This is a genomic window from Streptomyces sp. NPDC006335 (assembly GCF_040612795.1).
Classification (GTDB): Bacteria; Actinomycetota; Actinomycetes; order Streptomycetales; family Streptomycetaceae; genus Streptomyces.
On sequence record NZ_JBEXQX010000001.1, the window covers coordinates 1182677 to 1201749 of the forward strand.

Consider the following 19073-nt stretch of genomic DNA (forward strand, 5'->3'; position numbering starts at 1 on the left):
CAACGCCGATCACCGTACGTGGATCTTGGGCCCTCCCGCGCGTTCAGGAGCGCTCGTCGAACGGCCCGGGGGCGGTCACGCCGTGTTCATCTTCCGGGGTACGACACCTGTCCCCCGGGCCGCCCGGCCGCCGGCCGCTCCCGCCACAGCCGCAGGCCGAAGTCGACCAGCGGGACCCGTTTCAGCTCCGGTACGGCGTCGAGGTCGTGCCATTCGGCCATGTCGGTGGAGCCGCCGACCTCGAAGCGCAGGTCGCCTCCGGTGACGCGGGCCTCGTACAGGAGACCCACGTGGTGCCGGTCGACGGTGCGGCCGAAGCGGTGCCGGGTCGGGAAGCGCACCGAGCGCACCCCGAGCAGTCCGGTGACCTCGACGCGGTAGCCCGTCTCCTCCTCCACCTCCCTCAGGACGGTGTCGTGGGGGTCCTCGCCGTGTTCCATCCCGCCGCCCGGCAGGGTCCACTCCGGCCGGCCGTCGTTGAGCCAGCGGGCCAGCAGGATCTGTCCGTCGCGGACACACATGGCGTAGGCCGCCACCCTCAAGGTCTTGCGCATATCGGCAAGTTAGCCCGCGGCGACCGGATCGGCCGGTGAGTATTCGGGCACGGACCAGCGCAGCGGCAGCGCCGACGGGTCTCCCCCGTCTCCGCACGGTGAAGCGGAACGCGCGCGTCACGTCTGAAAAGGCCGACCAAAGGGCTCGTGGGGGAAATCACCCGCTTTCTCACGCCTCTTCACCGATGTCCCCAAAGGGCATCGCGGGTTTTCCCCATACACCCATATCGATTCGGTCAACTCTCCCTAAACATCCTTCCCATGCGTAAAGCTGAGCGCTCATCCGGGGTCGTATTCCGGATCACCGTGGCCAGGACCGATCGGTCCCGGTCGCACGCCCGCTCGTTCCTTTACCTACAAGGGATGCCGATGACCCTCACCCCCCAGCACGCTCCGATAACGGGCGCGAGACGTGTGGCGCGAATAGCGGTGGCCGCCGGCCTGGTCGCCGCGCTCTCCGCGGCGGGGCCCATACCCCTGGCCTTCTCCGCCGCCGCGGACGACGCCCCCGCCGCCGCCGACCCGGGCCTGAAGTCCGCGGACGAGAAGCTCGGTTCGGACGACGCCGACGCGCTCGCCGAGGCCAAGGCCGACGGCGCCAAGAACATCACGCTGATGGTCGCCACCGCCCCCGGCAAGACCGAGCAGGTCGCCGAGGAGCTGGACGCGGTCAAGGGCGGCCTGGTGGGCCTGACCTACGACAAGCTCGGTTACGTCCGGGCCACCGTCCCCACCGCGAAGGCGGACTCGGCCATCGCCGCCGCCGCGAAGCTCTCCTCCGTGCACGGCATCGACGTCAAGCAGGACATCCCGCTGGACGACCCGACGCCGAGCGCCGACACCGCCAAGGGCGCCGCGCACAAGGCCGCGAAGACCTACCCGGCGCCGAGCGCGAAGACCCCCGCCGAGAACCCGTACAACCCCTCCTTCGAGACGGGCGCCGTCGACTTCGTCGAGGACCACCCGAAGGCGGACGGCCGCGGGGTCACCATCGGCATCCTGGACTCGGGTGTGGACCTCGGCCACCCGGCCCTGCAGAAGACCACCACCGGTGAGCGGAAGATCGTCGACTGGGTGACGGCGACCGACCCGGTCTCCGACGGCGACGCCACCTGGCGGCGGATGACCACCGCGGTCTCCGGCCCGAGCTTCACCTTCGACGGCCGCACCTGGACGGCGCCCGCCGGGTCGTACCAGGTCAACCTGTTCCGTGAGGCCGCGACCGCGGGCGGCGACGCCAAGGGCGACGCGAACCGCGACGGCGACACCACCGACACCTGGGGCGTGCTGTACGACAAGGCCGCCGGGACCGTCCGGGTCGACCTGAACAACAACCAGAACTTCGCCGACGACACCCCCATGAAGCCGTACAAGGACGGCTACCAGGTCGGGTACTTCGGCACCGACAACCCGGCGACCGACGTCGCCGAGCGTCAGCCGTTCGTCGTCGAGATCCGCAAGGACGTCGTCTACGACGCCGCGGGCAGCAAGGCCGACTACGTCAACATCGGCGTCATCGAGTCCGAGCACGGCACCCACGTCGCCGGCATCACCGCCGCCAAGGGCCTGTTCGGCGGCCGCATGAACGGCGCGGCCCCGGGCGCCAAGCTCGTCTCCTCCCGCGCCTGCACCTGGACCGGCGGCTGCACCAACGTGGCGCTGACCGAGGGCATGATCGACCTCGTCGTCAACCGCGGTGTCGACATCGTCAACATGTCGATCGGCGGCCTGCCCGCGCTCAACGACGGCAACAACGCGCGCGCCGAGCTCTACACGCGCCTCATCGACACCTACGGCGTCCAGCTGGTGATCTCCGCGGGCAACTCCGGCCCCGGCGCGAACACCATCGGCGACCCTGGCCTGGCCGACAAGGTCATCTCGGTCGGCGCGACCATCTCCAAGGCGACCTGGGCCGCCAACTACGGCTCGCAGGTGACCAAGTCGTACGCGATGATGCCGTTCTCCTCGCGCGGTCCGCGTGAGGACGGCGGCTTCACGCCGACCCTGTCCGCCCCGGGCGCCGCCATCAACACCACGCAGACCTGGCTGCCGGGCTCCCCGGTCGCCGAGTCGGGCTACACGCTGCCGGCCGGCTACTCGATGCTCCAGGGCACCTCGATGGCCTCCCCGCAGGCCGCGGGCGCCTCCGCGCTGCTCATCTCGGCCGCCAAGCAGAAGCACATCGCGCTGACGCCGGCCACCCTGCGCACCGCCCTGACCTCGACCGCCGAGCACATCAAGGGTGTGCAGGCGTACGAGGAGGGCGCGGGCCTCATCGACATCGTGGACGCCTGGGACGCCATCAAGGACGGCGCCACCGCCCACGACTACACCGTCAAGGCCCCGGTCGACACCGCGATCGACCAGCTCCTGAAGACCCCCGGCTACGGCACCGGTCTCTACGACCGCGAGGGCGGCCTGAAGGCCGGCCAGAAGAAGACGTACGACGTCACCATCACCCGTACGTCCGGCTCGGCCAAGGCGCTCCGGCACGAGCTGCACTTCCACAACAACGCCGGTAACACCTTCCGGATCCTCGGCAAGGACGACATCAGCCTCCCGCTGAACCAGCCGGTGACCGTCAAGGTGCAGGCCCAGCCGAAGTCCGCCGGTCTCAAGAGCGCGATCCTGGTCGTCGACGACCCGAAGACCGAGGGCATCGACCAGCAGGTCATGACCACGGTCGTGGTCTCGGCGCCGGTGAAGTACACCTGGTCCGCGTCGAACACCGTGCAGCGCAACAGCACCCAGTCGTACTTCGTGACCGTGCCCGCGGGCGCCAAGTCGCTGGAGGTCGCGATCGGCGGGCTCAAGGACAAGAGCCAGACCCGCTTCATCGCCATCCACCCCTACGGCGTCCCGGTCGACAACACCGGCACCCCGTACTGCTACAACAACTACCTCGACGGCAACGGCTGCAAGCCCGACGCCCGTTCCTACGCCGACCCGCAGGCCGGTGTCTGGGAGATCGAGGTCGAGTCGCGCCGCACCTCGCCGCTGCTCGACAACCCGTACAAGCTGGACGTCGCCGTCTACGGCGCGGTCTTCGACCCGGAGACCGTGACCGTCCCCGAGGCCAAGGTCGGCACCCCGGCCACCGCCTCCTGGAAGGTGACCAACACGCTCGCCGCGATCGACGGCAAGCTGGCCGGCGGCCCGCTCGGCTCGTCCAAGACGGCCCGCCCGACCATCGCCGAGGGCGCCACCCAGACCACCACGGTCGAGGTGCCCGCGGGCGCCAAGTCGCTGGACGTCGCCATCGGCAACGTCTCCGACGTCTCCGCCGACCTGGACCTGACGGTCTACGACGCGGCGGGCACCGTGGTCGGCTCGTCCGCCGACGGCGACTCGGAGGAGGCCGTCTCGGTCGCCTCGCCCGCCGCCGGTACCTACACCATCGAGGTCGCCGGCTACTCGGTTCCGGCCGGTTCCACGGCGTACGACTACCAGGACGTGTTCTTCTCCAGCGCCCTGGGCACCGTCACCGTCTCCGACGCCCCGGTGAAGCTCGCCACGGGCGCCTCGACGACCGTCTCCGGCAGCGTCACCGCCCTGGCGGCCGCCCCGGAGGGCCGTGAGTTCTTCGGCCAGGTCAGCCTCGTCAACGCGCGCGGCACGGTCGCGGGCGTCGGCAACGTGAAGATCGAGAAGGTCACGCCGTAACACTTCTCCGTACGGCGATCGAAGGGGCGGGCGTCCGTGAGGGCGCCCGCCCTTTCGCGTGCCCTGGTTCAGCAGGGCAGTGTGCGCGACTCGGGCAGTGAGGCGGTGATCCAGGCCCGCTCCCGGGCGATCGCCCCGGTGCCGACGACCCAGTGGTCGGGGACCGGGGAGCCCTGGCTGACGCCGAACAGCACCGGGGTGCCCCGGGTGAGGGGTTCGGGCAGGTCGTACGCGTCGACCACGTAGGTGAGGTCCTTCGCGCCGTGCGTCGGCGTGTAGTAGCGGCTCACCCGCACGGTGACCTGGACCTGTCCCGTGGCGGGCAGCTCCTTGACGGCGGTGACCTCGCCCTCGGCGACCGTGGTGGCGCAGGACAGGTAGGCCGGGCCGCCGAAGCGGACCCCCGTCTCCGCCTTCGAGGCCGAGTCGGCGCTGGCGCCCGCGTCCGAGTTGAGCTCGCCGCTGTGCCCGAGGAGCCAGCCGAGCCCGGTGACGACACTCGCGGCGGCCGCCACGGCGAGGGTGCCGAAGACGAGAGTGCGGGCGCGGCGGCGGGCCGGGGAGGGCGGCCGCAGTCGCGCGGGAACGGGTTTCGGGGAGGCCGGCGCCGCGGCGAGGGTCTCGCCGAGGATCCCGAGCTGCTCCCTCAGCAGCGCGATGTCGGCCTCGGCGGCCCGGTACTCGGCCAGGAAGGCGGTGTCCGCGCGGGCTTCGTCGGACAGCTCCTCGCCGGTGATCGCGGCCATGAGCGCGTCGCTGTCGTACGTCTCGTTCTCGGCGCTCACGTCACACCACCTCGTCCTCGTGCAGGCGGGCGCGCAGGGCCCGGACCGCCGTGTGCAGGCGGCTTTTGACCGTGCCCTCCGGGACGCCCAGCTCCTGGGCGATCGAGCGCACCGGCAGGTCGGCGAAGAACCGCAGCACGAGGACCTGGCGCTGCTGGTCGGGCAGCTCGTCCAGGCCCTGCGCGACGGCGAGGGAGAGCACACTGGTGTCCTCCCCGGAGGGGTGCTCGTGCTGCCTGAGCGAGGCCAGCCGCTCCCCCAGCCGCTCCTGGCGCTTCTTGGCCCGGTGCCAGTCCATGGCGAGGTTGGAGGCGACGACGGCGGCCCACGCGGACACGTCCCGCGGCGCTTCGTGCCCCTTCGCCGCCCGCTCCAGCAACCGCAGGCGGACCTGCTGCACCCCGTCCGGCAGGTCCGCCTGCGGCACCCCGCCCAGGGCGAGCACGGCCCGCACCCGGCGTTCCTGCGCCGCGTCCAGAGGGTCGTCCCCCTGGACCCGGCGGCCGATTCTGCGCAGCACCGACACCCCTCCCCTCGCCGCGTTTCTCCTACGACGCGGGTGGGGGCGGAAACGTTCAGAGGCGTACGTCACACCCGGTGCGCGGCACCGCACGGCTTACGGCACGAGGTGACCGTAGGGCGATTTTCTCCAGCTCAGAAGGGGTGTGGCCAAAGTTCCGCAACCGTTGATCGCGGCGGGGCGTCCCAGCCCTCGGGCATGGCGGGCAAAGAATTGGACAGGCTGACCCCGGTCGGCCGCATGATGGAAAAGCCGCAGACACATCCAGGACACGCAGAAGGAGTCACCGTGAGGGTCGGAATCGTCGGAGCCACCGGGCAGGTCGGCACGGTCATGCGCGGGATCCTCAAGGAGCGGAACTTCCCGGTCACACAGCTGCGCCTGTTCGCCTCCGCGCGCTCGGCGGGCTCGGTCCTGGACGGCGTGACGGTGGAGGACGCGGCGACGGCCGACTACACCGGCCTGGACATCGTGCTGTTCTCCGCGGGCGGCGCGACCTCGAAGGCGCTGGCCGAGAAGGTCGCCTCGCAGGGCGCGGTCGTGATCGACAACTCCTCGGCCTGGCGCAAGGACCCCGAGGTCCCCCTCGTGGTCTCCGAGGTGAACCCGCACGCCATCGCGGACCGCCCCAAGGGCATCATCGCCAACCCGAACTGCACCACGATGGCCGCGATGCCGGTCCTGAAGGTGCTGGACACGGAGGCGGGCCTCCTGACGCTGATCGCCACCACCTACCAGGCGGTCTCCGGCTCGGGCCTCGCGGGCGTGGCGGAGCTGCACGGCCAGGTGCAGAAGGTCGCCGCCGAGGCGGACAAGCTCACCCACGACGGCTCGGCGGTCGACTTCCCCGAGCCGCAGGTCTACAAGCGGCCCATCGCCTTCAACGTCCTGCCCTTCGCGGGCAACCTCGTCGACGACGGCCTCAACGAGACCGACGAGGAGCAGAAGCTCCGCAACGAGTCCCGCAAGATCCTGGAGCTCCCCGAGCTGAAGGTCTCCGGCACCTGTGTGCGCGTCCCGGTCTTCTCCGGCCACTCCCTCCAGGTCAACGCCCGCTTCGCCCGCCCGATCTCCCCGGAGCGCGCGACCGAGCTCCTGGCGGGCGCCCCCGGTGTGACCCTCTCGGACATTCCGACCCCGCTCCAGGCCGCCGGCCAGGACGCCTCCTTCGTCGGCCGCATCCGCCGCGACGAGACGGTCGACAACGGCCTCGCCCTGTTCATCTCCAACGACAACCTCCGCAAGGGCGCCGCGCTGAACGCGGTCCAGATCGCGGAGCTGGTGGCGGCCGAGCTCAAGGGCTGACCCTCAGGAGGCCTGCCCTCGTAGAGGCAACAGCGCAACTCGACGGTCCGGTGGACGCCGACGCGGGGGCACCCGCCGCGCCGGTGACCGCCGAGCGCACCTCGGCACGGAACAGCCGTACCGAACGGCCCGGATGAGCCCCTCGCCGGAGTACCGTCGCACGGCCTGGTGGGCGCCGGCGAAGAGGCGCCCGCCGAGCCGGTGGCGCCCGAACTCAAGGGCTAAGCCGGGGGCTGGCGTACCTCGTCGCGGAACAGCCGCGCCGAACGGCCCGGATGGGCCCCTCGCCGGAGTACCGCCGCACGGCCCGGTGGGCGCCGGCGAAGAGGCAGCCGCCGGGCCCGCGGAGCCGGTGGCGGTCGAGCTCAAGGGCTAAGCCGGGGGCCGGCGCACCTCGTAGAGGAAGCAGCCGTACTCGACGGCCCGGACGTGGACCAGTGCCACGGACGGGTCGTCGAACGCGTTCCGGAAGGCGTCGTCGCCGAGCTTCTCGACCAGCTCACCGCCCAGGATGTGTCCGTCGGCGGAGTACCGGCGGACCGTCCGGTGCGCGTCGGCGAAGGGGTACTCCTCGCGCCCGTCCGGCCCCGCGCACGCCTCGGCGTGGACGAAGACGGGGCCCTGTTCGTCGTACGCCCCGGGCTCGGCGCCCGTCTCGGCCGCCCAGCGGCGCAGGGGCGCGTAGGAGACGAGGGCGATCCGCTCACCCGGCTCGCTGCGGCGCAGGCAGCAGCGGAGCGGGGCGCCGCCCTCCTCGTCGGTGAAGGGGGACAGGGGCCGGCCGGCGTCGTCGCGGACGCGGAGTTCCTCGAGAACCACAGGTGCCAGAGGGCGTGCGGGGTAGGTCGTCATGGGACCAGGCTGGCGCGGCCGAGCGCGGATGACCGGCGGAAATCGGACGCCACATACCCGGAACCGCAGGGTAATCCCCCGATCCGGCGGAGACCTTTCGTGGAAGGATGACCGAACCGCCGAACCTACTCATATCGAGGAAACAAGGAGATGACCGCGTGCCTGGCACAAACCTGACTCGCGAAGAGGCTCAGCAGCGCGCGAAGCTGCTCAGTGTCGAGTCCTACGAGATCGATCTCGACCTCTCCGGCGCGCAGGAGGGCGGTACCTACCGGTCCGTGACCACGGTGCGCTTCGATGTCGCTGAGAACGGCGCCGAGTCCTTCATCGACCTGGTGGCCCCGACCGTGCACGAGGTCACGCTGAACGGGGACCAGCTCGACCCGGCGGAGGTCTTCGCGGACTCCCGGATCGCCCTGCCCGGCCTGCTGGAGGGCCGCAACATCCTGCGGGTCGTCGCCGACGCCGCTTACACCAACACCGGTGAGGGCCTGCACCGCTTCGTCGACCCGGTCGACCAGCAGGCCTACCTGTACACGCAGTTCGAGGTGCCGGACGCCCGCCGCGTCTTCGCCTCCTTCGAGCAGCCCGACCTGAAGGCCACCTTCCAGTTCACCGTGAAGGCGCCGACCGGCTGGACGGTCATCTCCAACTCCCCGACGCCCGAGCCGAAGGACGACGTCTGGGTCTTCGAGCCGACCCCGCGGATCTCGTCGTACATCACGGCCCTGATCGTCGGCCCGTACCACTCGGTGCACAGCGTGTACGAGAAGGACGGCCAGTCCGTCCCGCTGGGCATCTACTGCCGGCCCTCGCTCGCCGAACACCTCGACTCGGACGCCATCTTCGAGGTGACCCGGCAGGGCTTCGACTGGTTCCAGGAGAAGTTCGACTACGCGTACCCGTTCAAGAAGTACGACCAGCTGTTCGTGCCGGAGTTCAACGCGGGCGCGATGGAGAACGCCGGCGCGGTGACCATCCGGGACCAGTACGTCTTCCGGTCCAAGGTGACCGATGCCGCGTACGAGATGCGCGCCGAGACCATCCTGCACGAGCTGGCCCACATGTGGTTCGGCGACCTCGTGACCATGGAGTGGTGGAACGACCTGTGGCTGAACGAGTCGTTCGCCACCTACACCTCCATCGCCTGCCAGGCGTACGCCCCGGACAGCCGGTGGCCGCACTCCTGGACCACGTTCGCCAACTCCATGAAGACGTGGGCGTACCGCCAGGACCAGCTGCCGTCCACGCACCCGATCATGGCCGAGATCCGCGACCTGGACGACGTGCTGGTCAACTTCGACGGCATCACGTACGCCAAGGGCGCGTCCGTGCTCAAGCAGCTCGTCGCCTACGTGGGCGAGGACGAGTTCTTCGGCGGGGTGCAGGCGTACTTCAAGCGCCACGCGTACGGCAACACCCGCCTGTCCGACCTGCTGGGCGCGCTGGAGGAGACCTCAGGGCGTGACCTCGGCACCTGGTCGCAGAAGTGGCTCCAGACGGCCGGCATCAACATCCTGCGCCCGGAGATCGAGACCGACGGCAACGGTGTCATCACCTCCTTCGCCATCCGCCAGGAGGCCCCGGCGCTCCCCGCCGGCGCGAAGGGCGAGCCGACCCTGCGCCCGCACCGCATCGCCGTCGGCCTGTACGAACTCGACGACGACAGCGGCAAGCTGGTCCGCGACGAGCGGATCGAGCTGGACGTCGACGGCGAGCTGACGGCCGTGCCGCAGCTCGTCGGCAAGCGCCGCCCGGCGGTCGTGCTCCTCAACGACGACGACCTGTCGTACGCCAAGGTCCGCCTCGACGAGCAGTCGCTGGCCTTCGTGACCGAGCACCTGGGCGACTTCGAGTCGTCGCTGCCGCGCGCGCTGTGCTGGGCGTCGGCGTGGGACATGACGCGGGACGCCGAACTCGCGACCCGCGACTACCTCTCGCTGGTCCTCTCCGGGATCGGCAAGGAGTCCGACATCGGTGTCGTGCAGTCGCTGCACCGGCAGGTGAAGCTGGCGATCGAGCTGTACGCCGCCCCCACCGCCCGCGAGGCCCTGCTGACCCGCTGGACCGACGCCACGCTGGCCCATCTGCGGTCCGCGGCGGCCGGCAGCGACCACCAGCTGGCGTGGGCGCGGGCGTTCGCGGCGACGGCCCGTACGCCGGAGCAGCTGGACCTCCTGGAGGGGCTGCTCGACGGGTCGCAGGTCGTCGAGGGCCTGGCCGTGGACACCGAGCTGCGCTGGGCGTTCGTGCAGCGGCTGGCCTCGGTGGGCCGCTACGACGAGTCGGAGATCGCCACCGAGTACGAGCGGGACAAGACCGCGGCGGGCGAGCGGCACGCGGCGACCGCCCGGGCCTCGCGGCCGACCGAGGAGGCGAAGGCGGAGGCCTGGGCGCAGGTCGTGGAGTCGGACAAGCTGCCCAACGCCGTACAGGAGGCCGTCATCGGCGGGTTCGTGCAGACCGACCAGCGGGAGCTGCTCGCGCCGTACACGGACAAGTACTTCGAGGTGGTCAAGGACATCTGGGAGTCCCGTTCGCACGAGATCGCCCAGCAGATCGCGGTCGGCCTCTACCCCTCGCTCCAGGTCTCCCAGGAGACCCTGGACAGGACGGACGCCTGGCTGGCCGAGGCCGAGCCGAACGCGGCCCTGCGCCGGCTCGTCTCCGAGTCCCGCGCGGGCGTGGAGCGCGCGCTGAAGGCCCAGGCGGCGGACGCCCAGGCGGCCGACGCGCAGGCGGCCCCGTAGGACCGCGGGAGGCGGGTGGCCCCGGTCATCCGCCTCCCGAGCACACCAGCCGGTCGGCGCCCAGCGGCAGCCGCGCACCAGCCCAGCCGCGTTCAGGGAGCCGCGCACCCAGCCAGGCCGCGCACCCAGCCGAGCCGTCTTCAGCGCGGGTCACATTCACCGCGGGCCGTGTTCATCGCGGGCCGTGTTCATCGCGGGCCATGTTCAGCCTCCGCCGCACACCAGCCGGGCCGTGTGCAGCATCGTCCGCACGTGCAGCCCGGTCTGCGCGGCCACCGGCACCCACCGCAGGTGGTACGTCTTCTCCAGCTCCTGGCTCCACTCGCGCACCAGGTCGTCGAGGATCTCGGTGGCCCGGGGGTCGGCGCGGGCCAGGGCACGGCTCGCCATCGCCGCCACCCTGAGCGGGATACGGCGGGCGGAGATCCCCCGGGTCGCGAAGTAGCCCCGGAACGCGCCGGGTTCCTCCGCGGCCCAGCTCTCCACGATCGACGGCGCCACGTCGAGGAGTTCCCGCGCGGCGTCCCGCAGTGGCGCGAGCTCCTCCGGTACGGCCGTGTCGTCGAGCCGTGTCCCGAGGACCGCCGCCAGTTCCTCTGTCCGGCTCAGCAGCACCTCCCCCAGCCGGGCGGCCGCACGGTCCGGGTCGGTGACGGGCCGGGCGTCGCTCACCGCGGGCACGGCCCAGGCGGGGGTCTCGATCAGGGTGGTCAGGGTGCCGTGGCGGCGCGGGTGGAACCAGGTGCTCTCGGCGACGTAACCGCTGGGGTCGCGCTCGCCCTCGCCGTGGCCGTCGGGCAGCACCAGGACGCCGGGCGGGTCGAGCCGCCAGTCGGGGCCGTCGACGGGGTGCCGGTCGACGGGGACGCGCAGGTGCGCCGCCGTGTCCCGGAAGGCGTCCGCGGCACCGGGCACCTCCCGCGTCATCATCACGAAGGCACCGCCGAACTCGATGCCGTGCAGGGTGAACTGGGCGACCGGCCGCAGCTCGTCGAGGAGCCGGACGAGCGCGGCCGACTCGGGCATCGGCGTGCCGGGAGGCACGGGCAGGGACTCCGGCTGGCGGGCGAACGCGGGCCGGTAGAAGTGCCGGTGACACTCCGTCAGCGAGGGCTCCGGCTCCTCCGGCTGCCAGCCGTGCGCGAGGTGTGCCCCGTCCGGGTCGAGGCAGAGCAACAAGTGCCAGGTGCAGCCGAGGAGTTCGAGCAGGCGGGGCCGGCGGGCGAACAGGGCGGCGAGCCGCAACGCCGAGGCGCCGCCCACCGGTTCGTTGGCGTGGGCGCCGGCGACGGCGACGATGTGGCGGTCTCCGTGTCCGGCGGACAGCAGCCACAGCGGGCGCCCGGCCCGGCTTCTGCCGACCTGGCTCAACCGCAGCACGCCGGGGGCGGCACGGACCAGCGCGCGGGCCCTTCGCTCCAGTTCGTCGACTGCCGGATAGAGCGAAGTCCGCACGCCGGTCCTCCGAACGCTGGTGATCCGATCAAGCACCCTGGGAATTACTGTCCCCAGTGGTCTCTTTCTTGTCCAGCGGGCGAATCACGATCTCAGCGGCATCGAACTCGCCCCCCGCCGCCACCGGTTGACCGCCTACCTGGCCGGCATCGCGACCAACCTGACGGCCGCGTCCCTGGCCGCCCTCGCCGCGGGCGCGGTGACCGGCACACCCCGGCGCGTCCTCGCCGCCGTGGCGCTGCTCGCCCTGCTCCCCCTCCCGTTCCAGCTCATGGTCTTCATGCGCACGGACCTGTACTTCGTCCTCCAGGACGTCACCCGCTGCCGCGACCTGTACGGGGACGGGCTGGCGTACACGCGGTACCGGGCCCGGCGTCTGCTGCGGCGCCGGGGCGGTCGTACGGCCGGCGAGGACCCGAGCCTCGGGCTGCCCGCGCACGAACGGCGGGCCGTGCGCGCGTACAGCGTGGTGCTGGTCCTCGGCACCACGCTGTGTCTCGCGTTCTTCGCCGCCGTCACCCTGCCCGCGGACATCACCCTGCTCGCCCGCGCGCTGACCAAGTCGGTCGCCGCGCGGTCGGCTCGGGACCGGTTGGACGGGATCGCCGTCGTCGTCACGCTCGGCGGGCTGCACGCCCTGTGGCTGCGCCCCTGGTGGCGGGGCCGCCGGCTCAGACGGACACCATCCCGCCCGTCGCGTTGACGAAGGTGCCGGTGATGCCGCCCGCGTGGTCGGAGGCGAGGAACACCGCGGTGGCGGCGACCTCGGCCAGGGTGGGGTTGCGGCGGGTCATGCGCATCCCGGCGAGGTGGTCGACGATGCCCTGGACGGCACTCTCGTCGATGGCCGGGTTGACCGCGGACAGCTTCTCCACGGTGAACGTCTCCGGCACCCCGGCCACCCACAGCCCCACCGCCCGTACCCCGCGCGGCCCCAGCTCGATCGCCAGGTTGCGCACGAGCGTGTCGATCGCCCCGTCCGCGGGCCCGGTGCCGCCCATCATCGGACTGCCGTGCGCGGAACCGCTGTTGAGGGCGAGGATCACCCCGGAACCGCGTGCGGCCATTCGGCGTCCCGCGGCCCGGGCGGTGAGGAAGTTGGCGCGCAGACCGTCGGTGACCGGCCTCAGGAAGTCGTCGACCGCCATGTCGGTCAGCGGCGCGCCCTGCACATCGCCGCGCGTGACCAGGTTGATGGAGATGTCGATGTCCCCGACCCGCTCGGCGTGCGCCTCCACGGCCGCCTCGTCCAGCGCGTCCACGACAGCGACCTCGGCGCCCTTGATGTCGGCTGCCACCGCCTCCAGGGACTCACGGGTCCGGCCGACGAGGTGGACCCTCGCGCCCTGCTCGGCGAAGGCCCGGGCGACGGCCCCGCCGATGGAGCCGCCGGCGCCGTAGACGATCGCGGTCTTGTCGGTGAGCAGCATGGGGAACTCCTTGGGAGTGGTTCGTACGTGACATCCATGCAGACGTACGGCCCCGCCGACACTCATCGCTCGGGCGACTGCTCATCGCTCTTCGGCCGTCACAGCCGCAGGGGCAGCCCGAACGCGGGGAAGAGGTGCGGCTCGAAGGAGGTGATCTCCGCGATGCGCTCGCCGTCGCCCCGGTCGCCGAAGCGCAGGACGTCCAGGACCTGGGCGCGGTGGACGCCGGTCCCGGGCCTGCGGACGTAGTGCGCCGCAGCGAGCTGGCCGTTGGCCCGGGTGGGCAGGCTGCGCCAGTGCCCGAGGAACATCGGGGAGCCGGGATCGAGGCTGACCCGCACGAAGTCGATGATCGCGTCCCGGCCCACGAACCAGAACGGGTTCGGCGGCATGGTGAGGGTGACGTCCTCGGTGAGCAGCGCGGCCATCGCGTCGAAGTCGAGGCGCCCGACGGCGGCCATGTACCGGTCCAGTACGGCCTGTTGGTCCTCCGAGGGCACGGTGGCCCGCCAGTCCGAGCGATCCCGCGGCAGGTGTTCGCGCAGGGTGGGCCGGGCCCGCTGGAGCGCGCTGTTGACGGAGGCCACGCTGGTCTCCAGGGCCTCGGCGGTCTCGGCGGCGGTCAGTCCGAGGGCGTCGCGCAGGACCAGCGCGGCCCGTTGGCGCGGGGGCAGATGCTGGATCGCGGCGAGGAGGACGAGCTCCAGGGTCTCGCGGGACACCGCGGCGGACTCGGGCTGCTCGTGCTCCTCGGTGAGGGGCGTCTCGTCGTCGGGGTAGGGCTGAAGCCAGGTGATACGGGCGGGCGGCTCCCCGTCCCCATGGTTCATCCCCGGCACTGGTTCGTACCGTTGCGGGCGGCGCGCGGTCCGCCGCAGCAGGTCCAGGCTGGTGTTGGTGGCGATCCGGTACAGCCAGGTCCGCGCGCTCGCCCGCCCCTGGAACCCGTCCCGCGCCCGCCAGGCCCGCAGGAAGGTCTCCTGCACCAGGTCCTCGGCCTCGTCGTACGACCCCGTCATGCGGTAGCAGTGCACCTGGATCTCACGCCGGTACTGCTCGGTGAGGGCGGCGAAGTCGGTTTCGTCGAGTTGCGTGACGGGGCCGGTTTCGGCGCGTTGCGTTACGGGGCCGGGTGTTACGGAATCCTCGGGTGCCACGGCCTCGGAGTCCTGGGTGGTGTCGCGCGCGGTGCGGGCCACCCGCCTCAACCGTGCGACGGACTCGGACAGTTCGGTGACGGTCGAGTAGAGGGCGGTCGCGGGCTGCGGCGCCAACCGCGATGCCTGGCGCCCGATGTCGTCGATGAGCCCCTGCACGGTGAGCCCCTGGGGCTGGTGCCGTTCCCGGTAGGCCTTCTGCCGGCAGGCGGCGGAGCAGTAGACGGAGCCGCGTCCGGTGCGCCCGGCTCGCGCGGGGAGCGGGTTCCCGCACACCGCGCAGACGTCTGTGGCCACGTGCGCCTCCGGGGGTTTCGTAACGCGGGGACGGGGTGACGTTACAACGCCTTCGACGCGCCCCGCAGTGCCTCCGGTGCCCGGTTCCCTTCAGCAGGACCGAACGTCCGGCCGACGGTGGTGGCGTGGCTGCGCCGGGGCGGCCGTACCCCCAGCTGTCCCGCCACCGTCGCCCCGAAGGCCAGCGCCATGCCCGCGAGCTGCACCGGTGTGAGCGTCTGCCCGAGCGCCGCCCAGCCGACGACCGCGGCGGTCAGCGGGGACAGCGGGCCGAGGAAGGTGACCTGGGTGGCGGTGAGGCGGCCGATGCCGCGGAACCAGAGCCAGTACGCGACCGCCGTGTTCGCCAGCGCGAGGTAGAGGTAGCCGCCGACCGCCCGTCCGTCGAGCGCGGGCGGGGCGCCCTCGACGAGGAACGCGAGCGGTGCGATGAGCAGGCCGCCCGCGGTGAGCTGCCAGGCGGTGAGCGCGAGCGGGCCGACGCCGTCGGGGCGGCCCCAGCGCTTGGTCAGCACGGTGCCGAAGGACATCGAGGCGGTGGCCGCGAGTGCCGCCAGCACCCCGACGAGGTCGAGGGCCCCGGCCGCCTTGAGCACGACCAGGCTGACGCCGAACGCGGCGACGAGTCCGGTGAGCACGCTCCGGGCGGTGGGCCGCTGCCCCAGCAGGCCGGCCGACAGCCCCACGACGATCAGCGGCCCCACCGACCCGACCACCGCGGCCATCCCGCCCGGCAGCCGGTACGCCGACAGGAACAGCAGCGGGAAGAAGGCCCCGATGTTCAGGGCCCCGAGCACCGCCGCCTTCCCCCACCAGGCACCGCGCGGCAGCACCCGCGCGAGGGCGAGCAGCACGAGCCCGGCGGGCAGGGCTCGCATCATGCCGGTGAACAGGGGCCGGTCGGACGGGAGGAACTCTGTGGTGACGGCGTAGGTGGTGCCCCAGGAGACGGGGGCGAGGGCGGTGAGAAGGACGGTGGCGGAACGGTTGGTGCCCGGTTTCCTCATGGCTCCCCCTGACGATTAACTTGCATGAAAGTAGCTTACTCCTAAGCTACTTTTCCGCAAGCCACTTTCTTGCGGCCGAGTCGGCGCCCACGGATACTCGGCACATGAGTGCACAGCGCAAGGACGCCGTCGACGCGATCATCGAGCAGTGGGCGGCCGTGCGGCCCGACCTCGACACCAGGGCCATGGAGGTCTTCGGGCGCGTCTACCGCCTCTCCCGCGCGATGGGCGACCGCGTGGAGAAGGTGTACGCCCCCTTCGGCATCTCCCGCGGCGAGTTCGACGTCCTCGCCACACTCCGCCGCGCCGGGGAGCCGTACACCCTCTCCCCCCGCCGGCTCTCCTCGACGCTGATGCTGACCACGGGTGGCATGACGGGCCGCCTCGACCGGCTCGAACGCGCCGGCCTGCTCCGCCGCTCCCCCGACCCCCACGACCGCCGCGGCCTCCAGGTGACCCTGACGGAGAAGGGGTTGAACGTCATCGACGAGGCGGTCGGAGCGGGCCTGACCGCCCAGACGGAGGCCCTGTCCGCCCTCGACGACGAAGAGTCCGTCCAACTGGCCGACCTGTTGCGCAAGTTGCTGGAGGGCACACAGAACCCTCCGGAGTGACCCCGGCCCCGCGCGAGGCCGCGACGGACGAACACGTCACACGCCCCGCGCACCGGCACCCGCTCACCCGACGTACGTGGCGAGCGCCCCCTCGATGTCCTCCGCCGTCGCTCCCTCCACCGCCCACCCCACGTACCCGTCGGGGCGTACCAGCACGGTCGTGCGCCGGCCGCTCGCCCAGCGTTCCACGGCGAGGCGGTCCTTGTGGGCGGCCGATGCGGCGTGGGACTCGGGGGTGATCAGGACGAACCTGCCGCCGCGCAGGGACTCGTGGAGGCGGCCGCCGTCCGCGAAGGCCACGTCGGGGACCCGGGTGCCGGTCAGGGGGTGGACCGAGCGCGGCGCGGCGTACTTGTAGCCCACTCCGGTGAGCCGGCCGACCATCCTGCGGCGGGCCGGGCCGACATGGTCGAGGACGGTGGTGAGGGCGGTGCGCAGGGCCAGTTCCCAGGGCCGCTTGGCCATCGCGAGGCGGACGATGCCACCGCTGCTGCGCAGGACGGCCCTGCCGACGGGGTGGCGTTCCGACTGGTAGGTGTCCAGGAGCTCGGGGCCCGCGTGACCGCCCGTCACCTGGGCCAGCTTCCAGCTCAGGTTCGCCGCGTCCTGGAGGCCGGTGTTCATGCCCTGGCCGCCGGCCGGGGTGTGGACGTGGGCGGCGTCGCCGGCCAGGAAGACCCGGCCCACCCGGTAGGCGGGGGCCTGGCGTTCGTCACTGTGGAAGCGGGACATCCAGCGGGCGTCGTGCATCCCGAAGTCACGGCCCAGGGCGAGACGGGTGACCTCCTTGATCTCGTCGAGGTCGAGGGGCTCGCTGTCGGGGACGTCACGGGCGCGGTTCCAGGCGATGACCCGGTGGTAACCGTCGCCGAACGGGGCGATGAAGGCGAAGGCGTCCCCCACGGCGTTGACGGTGAGCAGGGTCTCGGGCTGCTCGGCGAGGCGGACGTCCGCGAGGACCACCGAGCGGATCACCGAGTGGCCGGGGAAGGGCAGCCCGATCGCCTCGCGTACGGCGCTGCGCATGCCGTCGGCCCCCACGACGTACTCGGCGCGCAGGGACCGCGTGCCCTCGTCCGGTCCCTCGACCCGCACCGTCACGCCGTTCTCGTCCTGGGACAGGCCCGTCACCGCGGTTTCGTACCGGAAGTCGACGCCGGCCTCCACCGCCCGCCGCTCCAGGGCCTTCTCGACCTCGTACTGCGGCAGGACCAGGAGGTGGTTGAAGCGGGAGGGGAGATCGTCCAGGCCGATGGTGAGGTTGCCGAACAGGCGCAGTTTGTCCAGGCGCTGCCCCACCGCCTCCAGTCCGTCGGCGAGGCCGCGGGCGTCGAGCTGTTCGAGGGTACGGGCGTGCAGGACGAAGGCGCGGGAGAGGTTGCTGATCCGGTGCGGGCGCCGCTCGACGACGGTGACGGGGACGCCGGCGGTGGCCAGGTCACCGGCCAGGAGCAGGCCGGTGGGGCCGGAACCGACGACGATCACGGGGGTGCCGTTCTTCGAGGTGCCGTTCATGGTGGCCTCCTACTGCCGACGATCGAAAGTCAACGATTGTTTGCCAACGCCTGTTGACGAAGGTAGCGGCACCCCACCACAGCGTCAACACTTGTTGGCCAACACACGTTGACCTACGATCGTCGGCATGAACGAAACCCCCCGCCGCCGCTCCGACGACACCCGCGACGCGATCCTCGCCGCGGCCCGCGAGCGCTTCGCCGCCGACGGCTACGAGCGGGCCACCATCCGCGCCATCGCCAAGGACGCACACATCGATCCGTCCATGGTGATGCGCTACTACGGCAACAAGGAGGGCCTGTTCGCGGCGGCCGTCTCCGTCGACCTGAGGCTGCCGGAGCCCGGCTCACTGCCCCGGCACGACGTCGGCCGCGCGCTCGTGTCGCGCTTCCTGGACCTGTGGGAGGAGAACGAGGTGCTCACCGCGCTGCTGCGGGTCGGCGCGACCAATCAGGCGGGGGCCGAGCGGATGCAGGGCATCTTCAGGGAGCAGGTGATGCCGGTGGCCCAGCGGGTGTGTCCGGACCCGGAGCAGGCCCCCGCGCGGGCCGCGCTGGCCGCCACACAGCTGTTGGGGCTCGCGCTGACCCGGTACGTCCTGCGGCTCCCGCCGACCGTGGCGCTGGCGCGCGAGGAGATCGTGGCGTGGCTGGCGCCCACGGTGCAGCGGTACCTCACCGCGCCGAACCCCTGATCCCGCCTGCGGAAGAACGCGTCGGGGCGCCGGCCTCGCCCACGTACGGCTGCTGGAGCAGACGCGCGTACGTACGGCGGGGTCGGCGCCCCGGAAAAGGCGCACTCGGCGCCCGGAAGTCGGTGGGGTCAGGCCTTCGAGCCGGCCCGGGCCTCGGCCTCGGCGGGCTTGGTCCTGATGTTGCGGCTGGTCACCCGGTGCTCTTCCTTGGACTTGTCCAGGACGAACACCAGGCCGGCGATGACCCCGAACAGCACGAGCGGGGCCACGACGAACAGACCCAGCGTCTCGATGACGCTCAGGCCCGTGCCGGGGTCGTCGCCGTCGTCGCGGTTCAGCGCGGAGGCGGGGGACGACATGAGCAGCATCATCAGCGTCGTACCGGCCACCAGGGCGCCGGCGCGCAGGGCGTTCTTCTTGTCCACGGAGTCAAAGTATCCAACGGCGGTTCGGGCCGCGCGTCCGGGGTGCCGTA

At 71.9% G+C, this 19073-nt stretch carries 16 protein-coding genes; 6 read left to right on the forward strand and 10 right to left on the reverse strand.

Annotation, left to right across the window (positions count from 1 at the left end; translation table 11 throughout):
• Positions 1–86: 86 nt before the first annotated feature.
• A complete protein-coding gene (locus tag ABZ098_RS05290; RefSeq protein ID WP_356587370.1) occupies positions 87–554 on the reverse strand; it encodes an NUDIX hydrolase in 468 nt (155 codons plus the stop codon).
• Positions 555–923: 369 nt separating this feature from the next.
• Here ABZ098_RS05290 and ABZ098_RS05295 point away from each other — a divergent pair, with 369 nt between their 5' ends.
• The gene (locus ABZ098_RS05295) at positions 924–4217 is read left to right on the forward strand and encodes a S8 family serine peptidase (protein WP_356587372.1); all 3294 of its coding nucleotides are present in this window, start codon (positions 924–926) and stop codon (positions 4215–4217) included.
• Positions 4218–4285: 68 nt separating this feature from the next.
• On the opposite strand, the gene ABZ098_RS05300 is transcribed toward ABZ098_RS05295, so the two are convergent.
• Both ABZ098_RS05300 and ABZ098_RS05305 read right to left on the reverse strand, forming a co-directional pair.
• Positions 4286–5002 (reverse strand): hypothetical protein, encoded by a 717-nt coding sequence (locus ABZ098_RS05300; protein WP_356587374.1) that lies wholly within the window; start codon positions 5000–5002, stop codon positions 4286–4288.
• Between the two features lies 1 nt (position 5003).
• A complete protein-coding gene (locus ABZ098_RS05305) occupies positions 5004–5528 on the reverse strand; it encodes a sigma-70 family RNA polymerase sigma factor (protein ID WP_356587376.1) in 525 nt (174 codons plus the stop codon).
• A 282-nt stretch (positions 5529–5810) separates the two neighbouring features.
• Between ABZ098_RS05305 and ABZ098_RS05310 the strand changes: the two genes are divergently transcribed.
• Positions 5811–6827: an aspartate-semialdehyde dehydrogenase gene (locus ABZ098_RS05310; protein ID WP_356587378.1), complete on the forward strand. Its 1017-nt coding sequence runs from the start codon at positions 5811–5813 to the stop codon at positions 6825–6827.
• Positions 6828–7199: 372 nt separating this feature from the next.
• Here ABZ098_RS05310 and ABZ098_RS05315 read toward each other — a convergent pair whose 3' ends face one another.
• Positions 7200–7679, reverse strand: a complete 480-nt coding sequence (locus ABZ098_RS05315; RefSeq protein ID WP_356587380.1) for a DUF1203 domain-containing protein — start codon at positions 7677–7679, stop codon at positions 7200–7202.
• 158 nt (positions 7680–7837) lie between these two features.
• On the opposite strand from ABZ098_RS05315, the gene pepN reads away from it, so the two are divergent.
• Positions 7838–10429, forward strand: coding sequence for an aminopeptidase N (gene pepN / locus ABZ098_RS05320; RefSeq protein WP_356587382.1), 2592 nt, complete (start codon positions 7838–7840; stop codon positions 10427–10429).
• Between the two features lie 204 nt (positions 10430–10633).
• Here the strand turns inward: pepN and ABZ098_RS05325 are convergent, their stop codons facing one another.
• A complete protein-coding gene (locus ABZ098_RS05325; protein WP_356587384.1) occupies positions 10634–11884 on the reverse strand; it encodes a M14 family zinc carboxypeptidase in 1251 nt (416 codons plus the stop codon).
• 127 nt (positions 11885–12011) lie between these two features.
• Here ABZ098_RS05325 and ABZ098_RS05330 point away from each other — a divergent pair, with 127 nt between their 5' ends.
• Entirely contained in the window at positions 12012–12587 is a 576-nt protein-coding gene (locus ABZ098_RS05330) for a hypothetical protein (protein WP_356587386.1), read from the forward strand.
• Here the strand turns inward: ABZ098_RS05330 and ABZ098_RS05335 are convergent.
• From ABZ098_RS05335 to ABZ098_RS05345, 3 genes are all read right to left on the reverse strand, one after another.
• Positions 12556–13314, reverse strand: coding sequence for an SDR family oxidoreductase (locus tag ABZ098_RS05335; RefSeq protein ID WP_356587388.1), 759 nt, complete (start codon positions 13312–13314; stop codon positions 12556–12558). The genes ABZ098_RS05330 and ABZ098_RS05335 overlap by 32 nt on opposite strands.
• Before the next feature lie 98 nt (positions 13315–13412).
• Positions 13413–14768, reverse strand: a complete 1356-nt coding sequence (locus ABZ098_RS05340; protein ID WP_356587390.1) for a sigma-70 family RNA polymerase sigma factor — start codon at positions 14766–14768, stop codon at positions 13413–13415.
• 41 nt (positions 14769–14809) lie between these two features.
• On the reverse strand, positions 14810–15775 hold the full coding sequence (locus ABZ098_RS05345; protein ID WP_356587392.1) for an EamA family transporter: 966 nt from the start codon (positions 15773–15775) through the stop codon (positions 14810–14812).
• 104 nt (positions 15776–15879) lie between these two features.
• On the opposite strand from ABZ098_RS05345, the gene ABZ098_RS05350 reads away from it, so the two are divergent.
• Entirely contained in the window at positions 15880–16389 is a 510-nt protein-coding gene (locus ABZ098_RS05350; RefSeq protein ID WP_356587394.1) for a MarR family transcriptional regulator, read from the forward strand.
• 63 nt (positions 16390–16452) lie between these two features.
• On the opposite strand, the gene ABZ098_RS05355 is transcribed toward ABZ098_RS05350, so the two are convergent.
• On the reverse strand, positions 16453–17904 hold the full coding sequence (locus ABZ098_RS05355) for an FAD-dependent monooxygenase (RefSeq protein WP_356587396.1): 1452 nt from the start codon (positions 17902–17904) through the stop codon (positions 16453–16455).
• A 127-nt stretch (positions 17905–18031) separates the two neighbouring features.
• Here ABZ098_RS05355 and ABZ098_RS05360 point away from each other — a divergent pair, with 127 nt between their 5' ends.
• Complete coding sequence (locus tag ABZ098_RS05360; RefSeq protein ID WP_356587398.1) at positions 18032–18598, forward strand: TetR family transcriptional regulator; 567 nt, start codon at positions 18032–18034, stop codon at positions 18596–18598.
• A 128-nt stretch (positions 18599–18726) separates the two neighbouring features.
• On the opposite strand, the gene ABZ098_RS05365 is transcribed toward ABZ098_RS05360, so the two are convergent.
• Complete coding sequence (locus tag ABZ098_RS05365; protein WP_356587400.1) at positions 18727–19023, reverse strand: hypothetical protein; 297 nt, start codon at positions 19021–19023, stop codon at positions 18727–18729.
• Positions 19024–19073 lie beyond the last annotated feature (50 nt).

Bases quoted from the DNA above. Each gene is read 5' to 3' on its own strand.
- ABZ098_RS05350 (WP_356587394.1), top strand. From the start codon at position 15,880: ATGAGTGCACAGCGCAAGGACGCCGTCGACGCGATCATCGAGCAGTGG.
- ABZ098_RS05315 (WP_356587380.1), bottom strand. From the start codon at position 7,679: ATGACGACCTACCCCGCACGCCCTCTGGCACCTGTGGTTCTCGAGGAA.
- ABZ098_RS05355 (WP_356587396.1), bottom strand. From the start codon at position 17,904: ATGAACGGCACCTCGAAGAACGGCACCCCCGTGATCGTCGTCGGTTCC.
- ABZ098_RS05360 (WP_356587398.1), top strand. From the start codon at position 18,032: ATGAACGAAACCCCCCGCCGCCGCTCCGACGACACCCGCGACGCGATC.
- ABZ098_RS05335 (WP_356587388.1), bottom strand. From the start codon at position 13,314: ATGCTGCTCACCGACAAGACCGCGATCGTCTACGGCGCCGGCGGCTCC.
- ABZ098_RS05295 (WP_356587372.1), top strand. From the start codon at position 924: ATGACCCTCACCCCCCAGCACGCTCCGATAACGGGCGCGAGACGTGTG.
- ABZ098_RS05345 (WP_356587392.1), bottom strand. From the start codon at position 15,775: ATGAGGAAACCGGGCACCAACCGTTCCGCCACCGTCCTTCTCACCGCC.
- ABZ098_RS05290 (WP_356587370.1), bottom strand. From the start codon at position 554: ATGCGCAAGACCTTGAGGGTGGCGGCCTACGCCATGTGTGTCCGCGAC.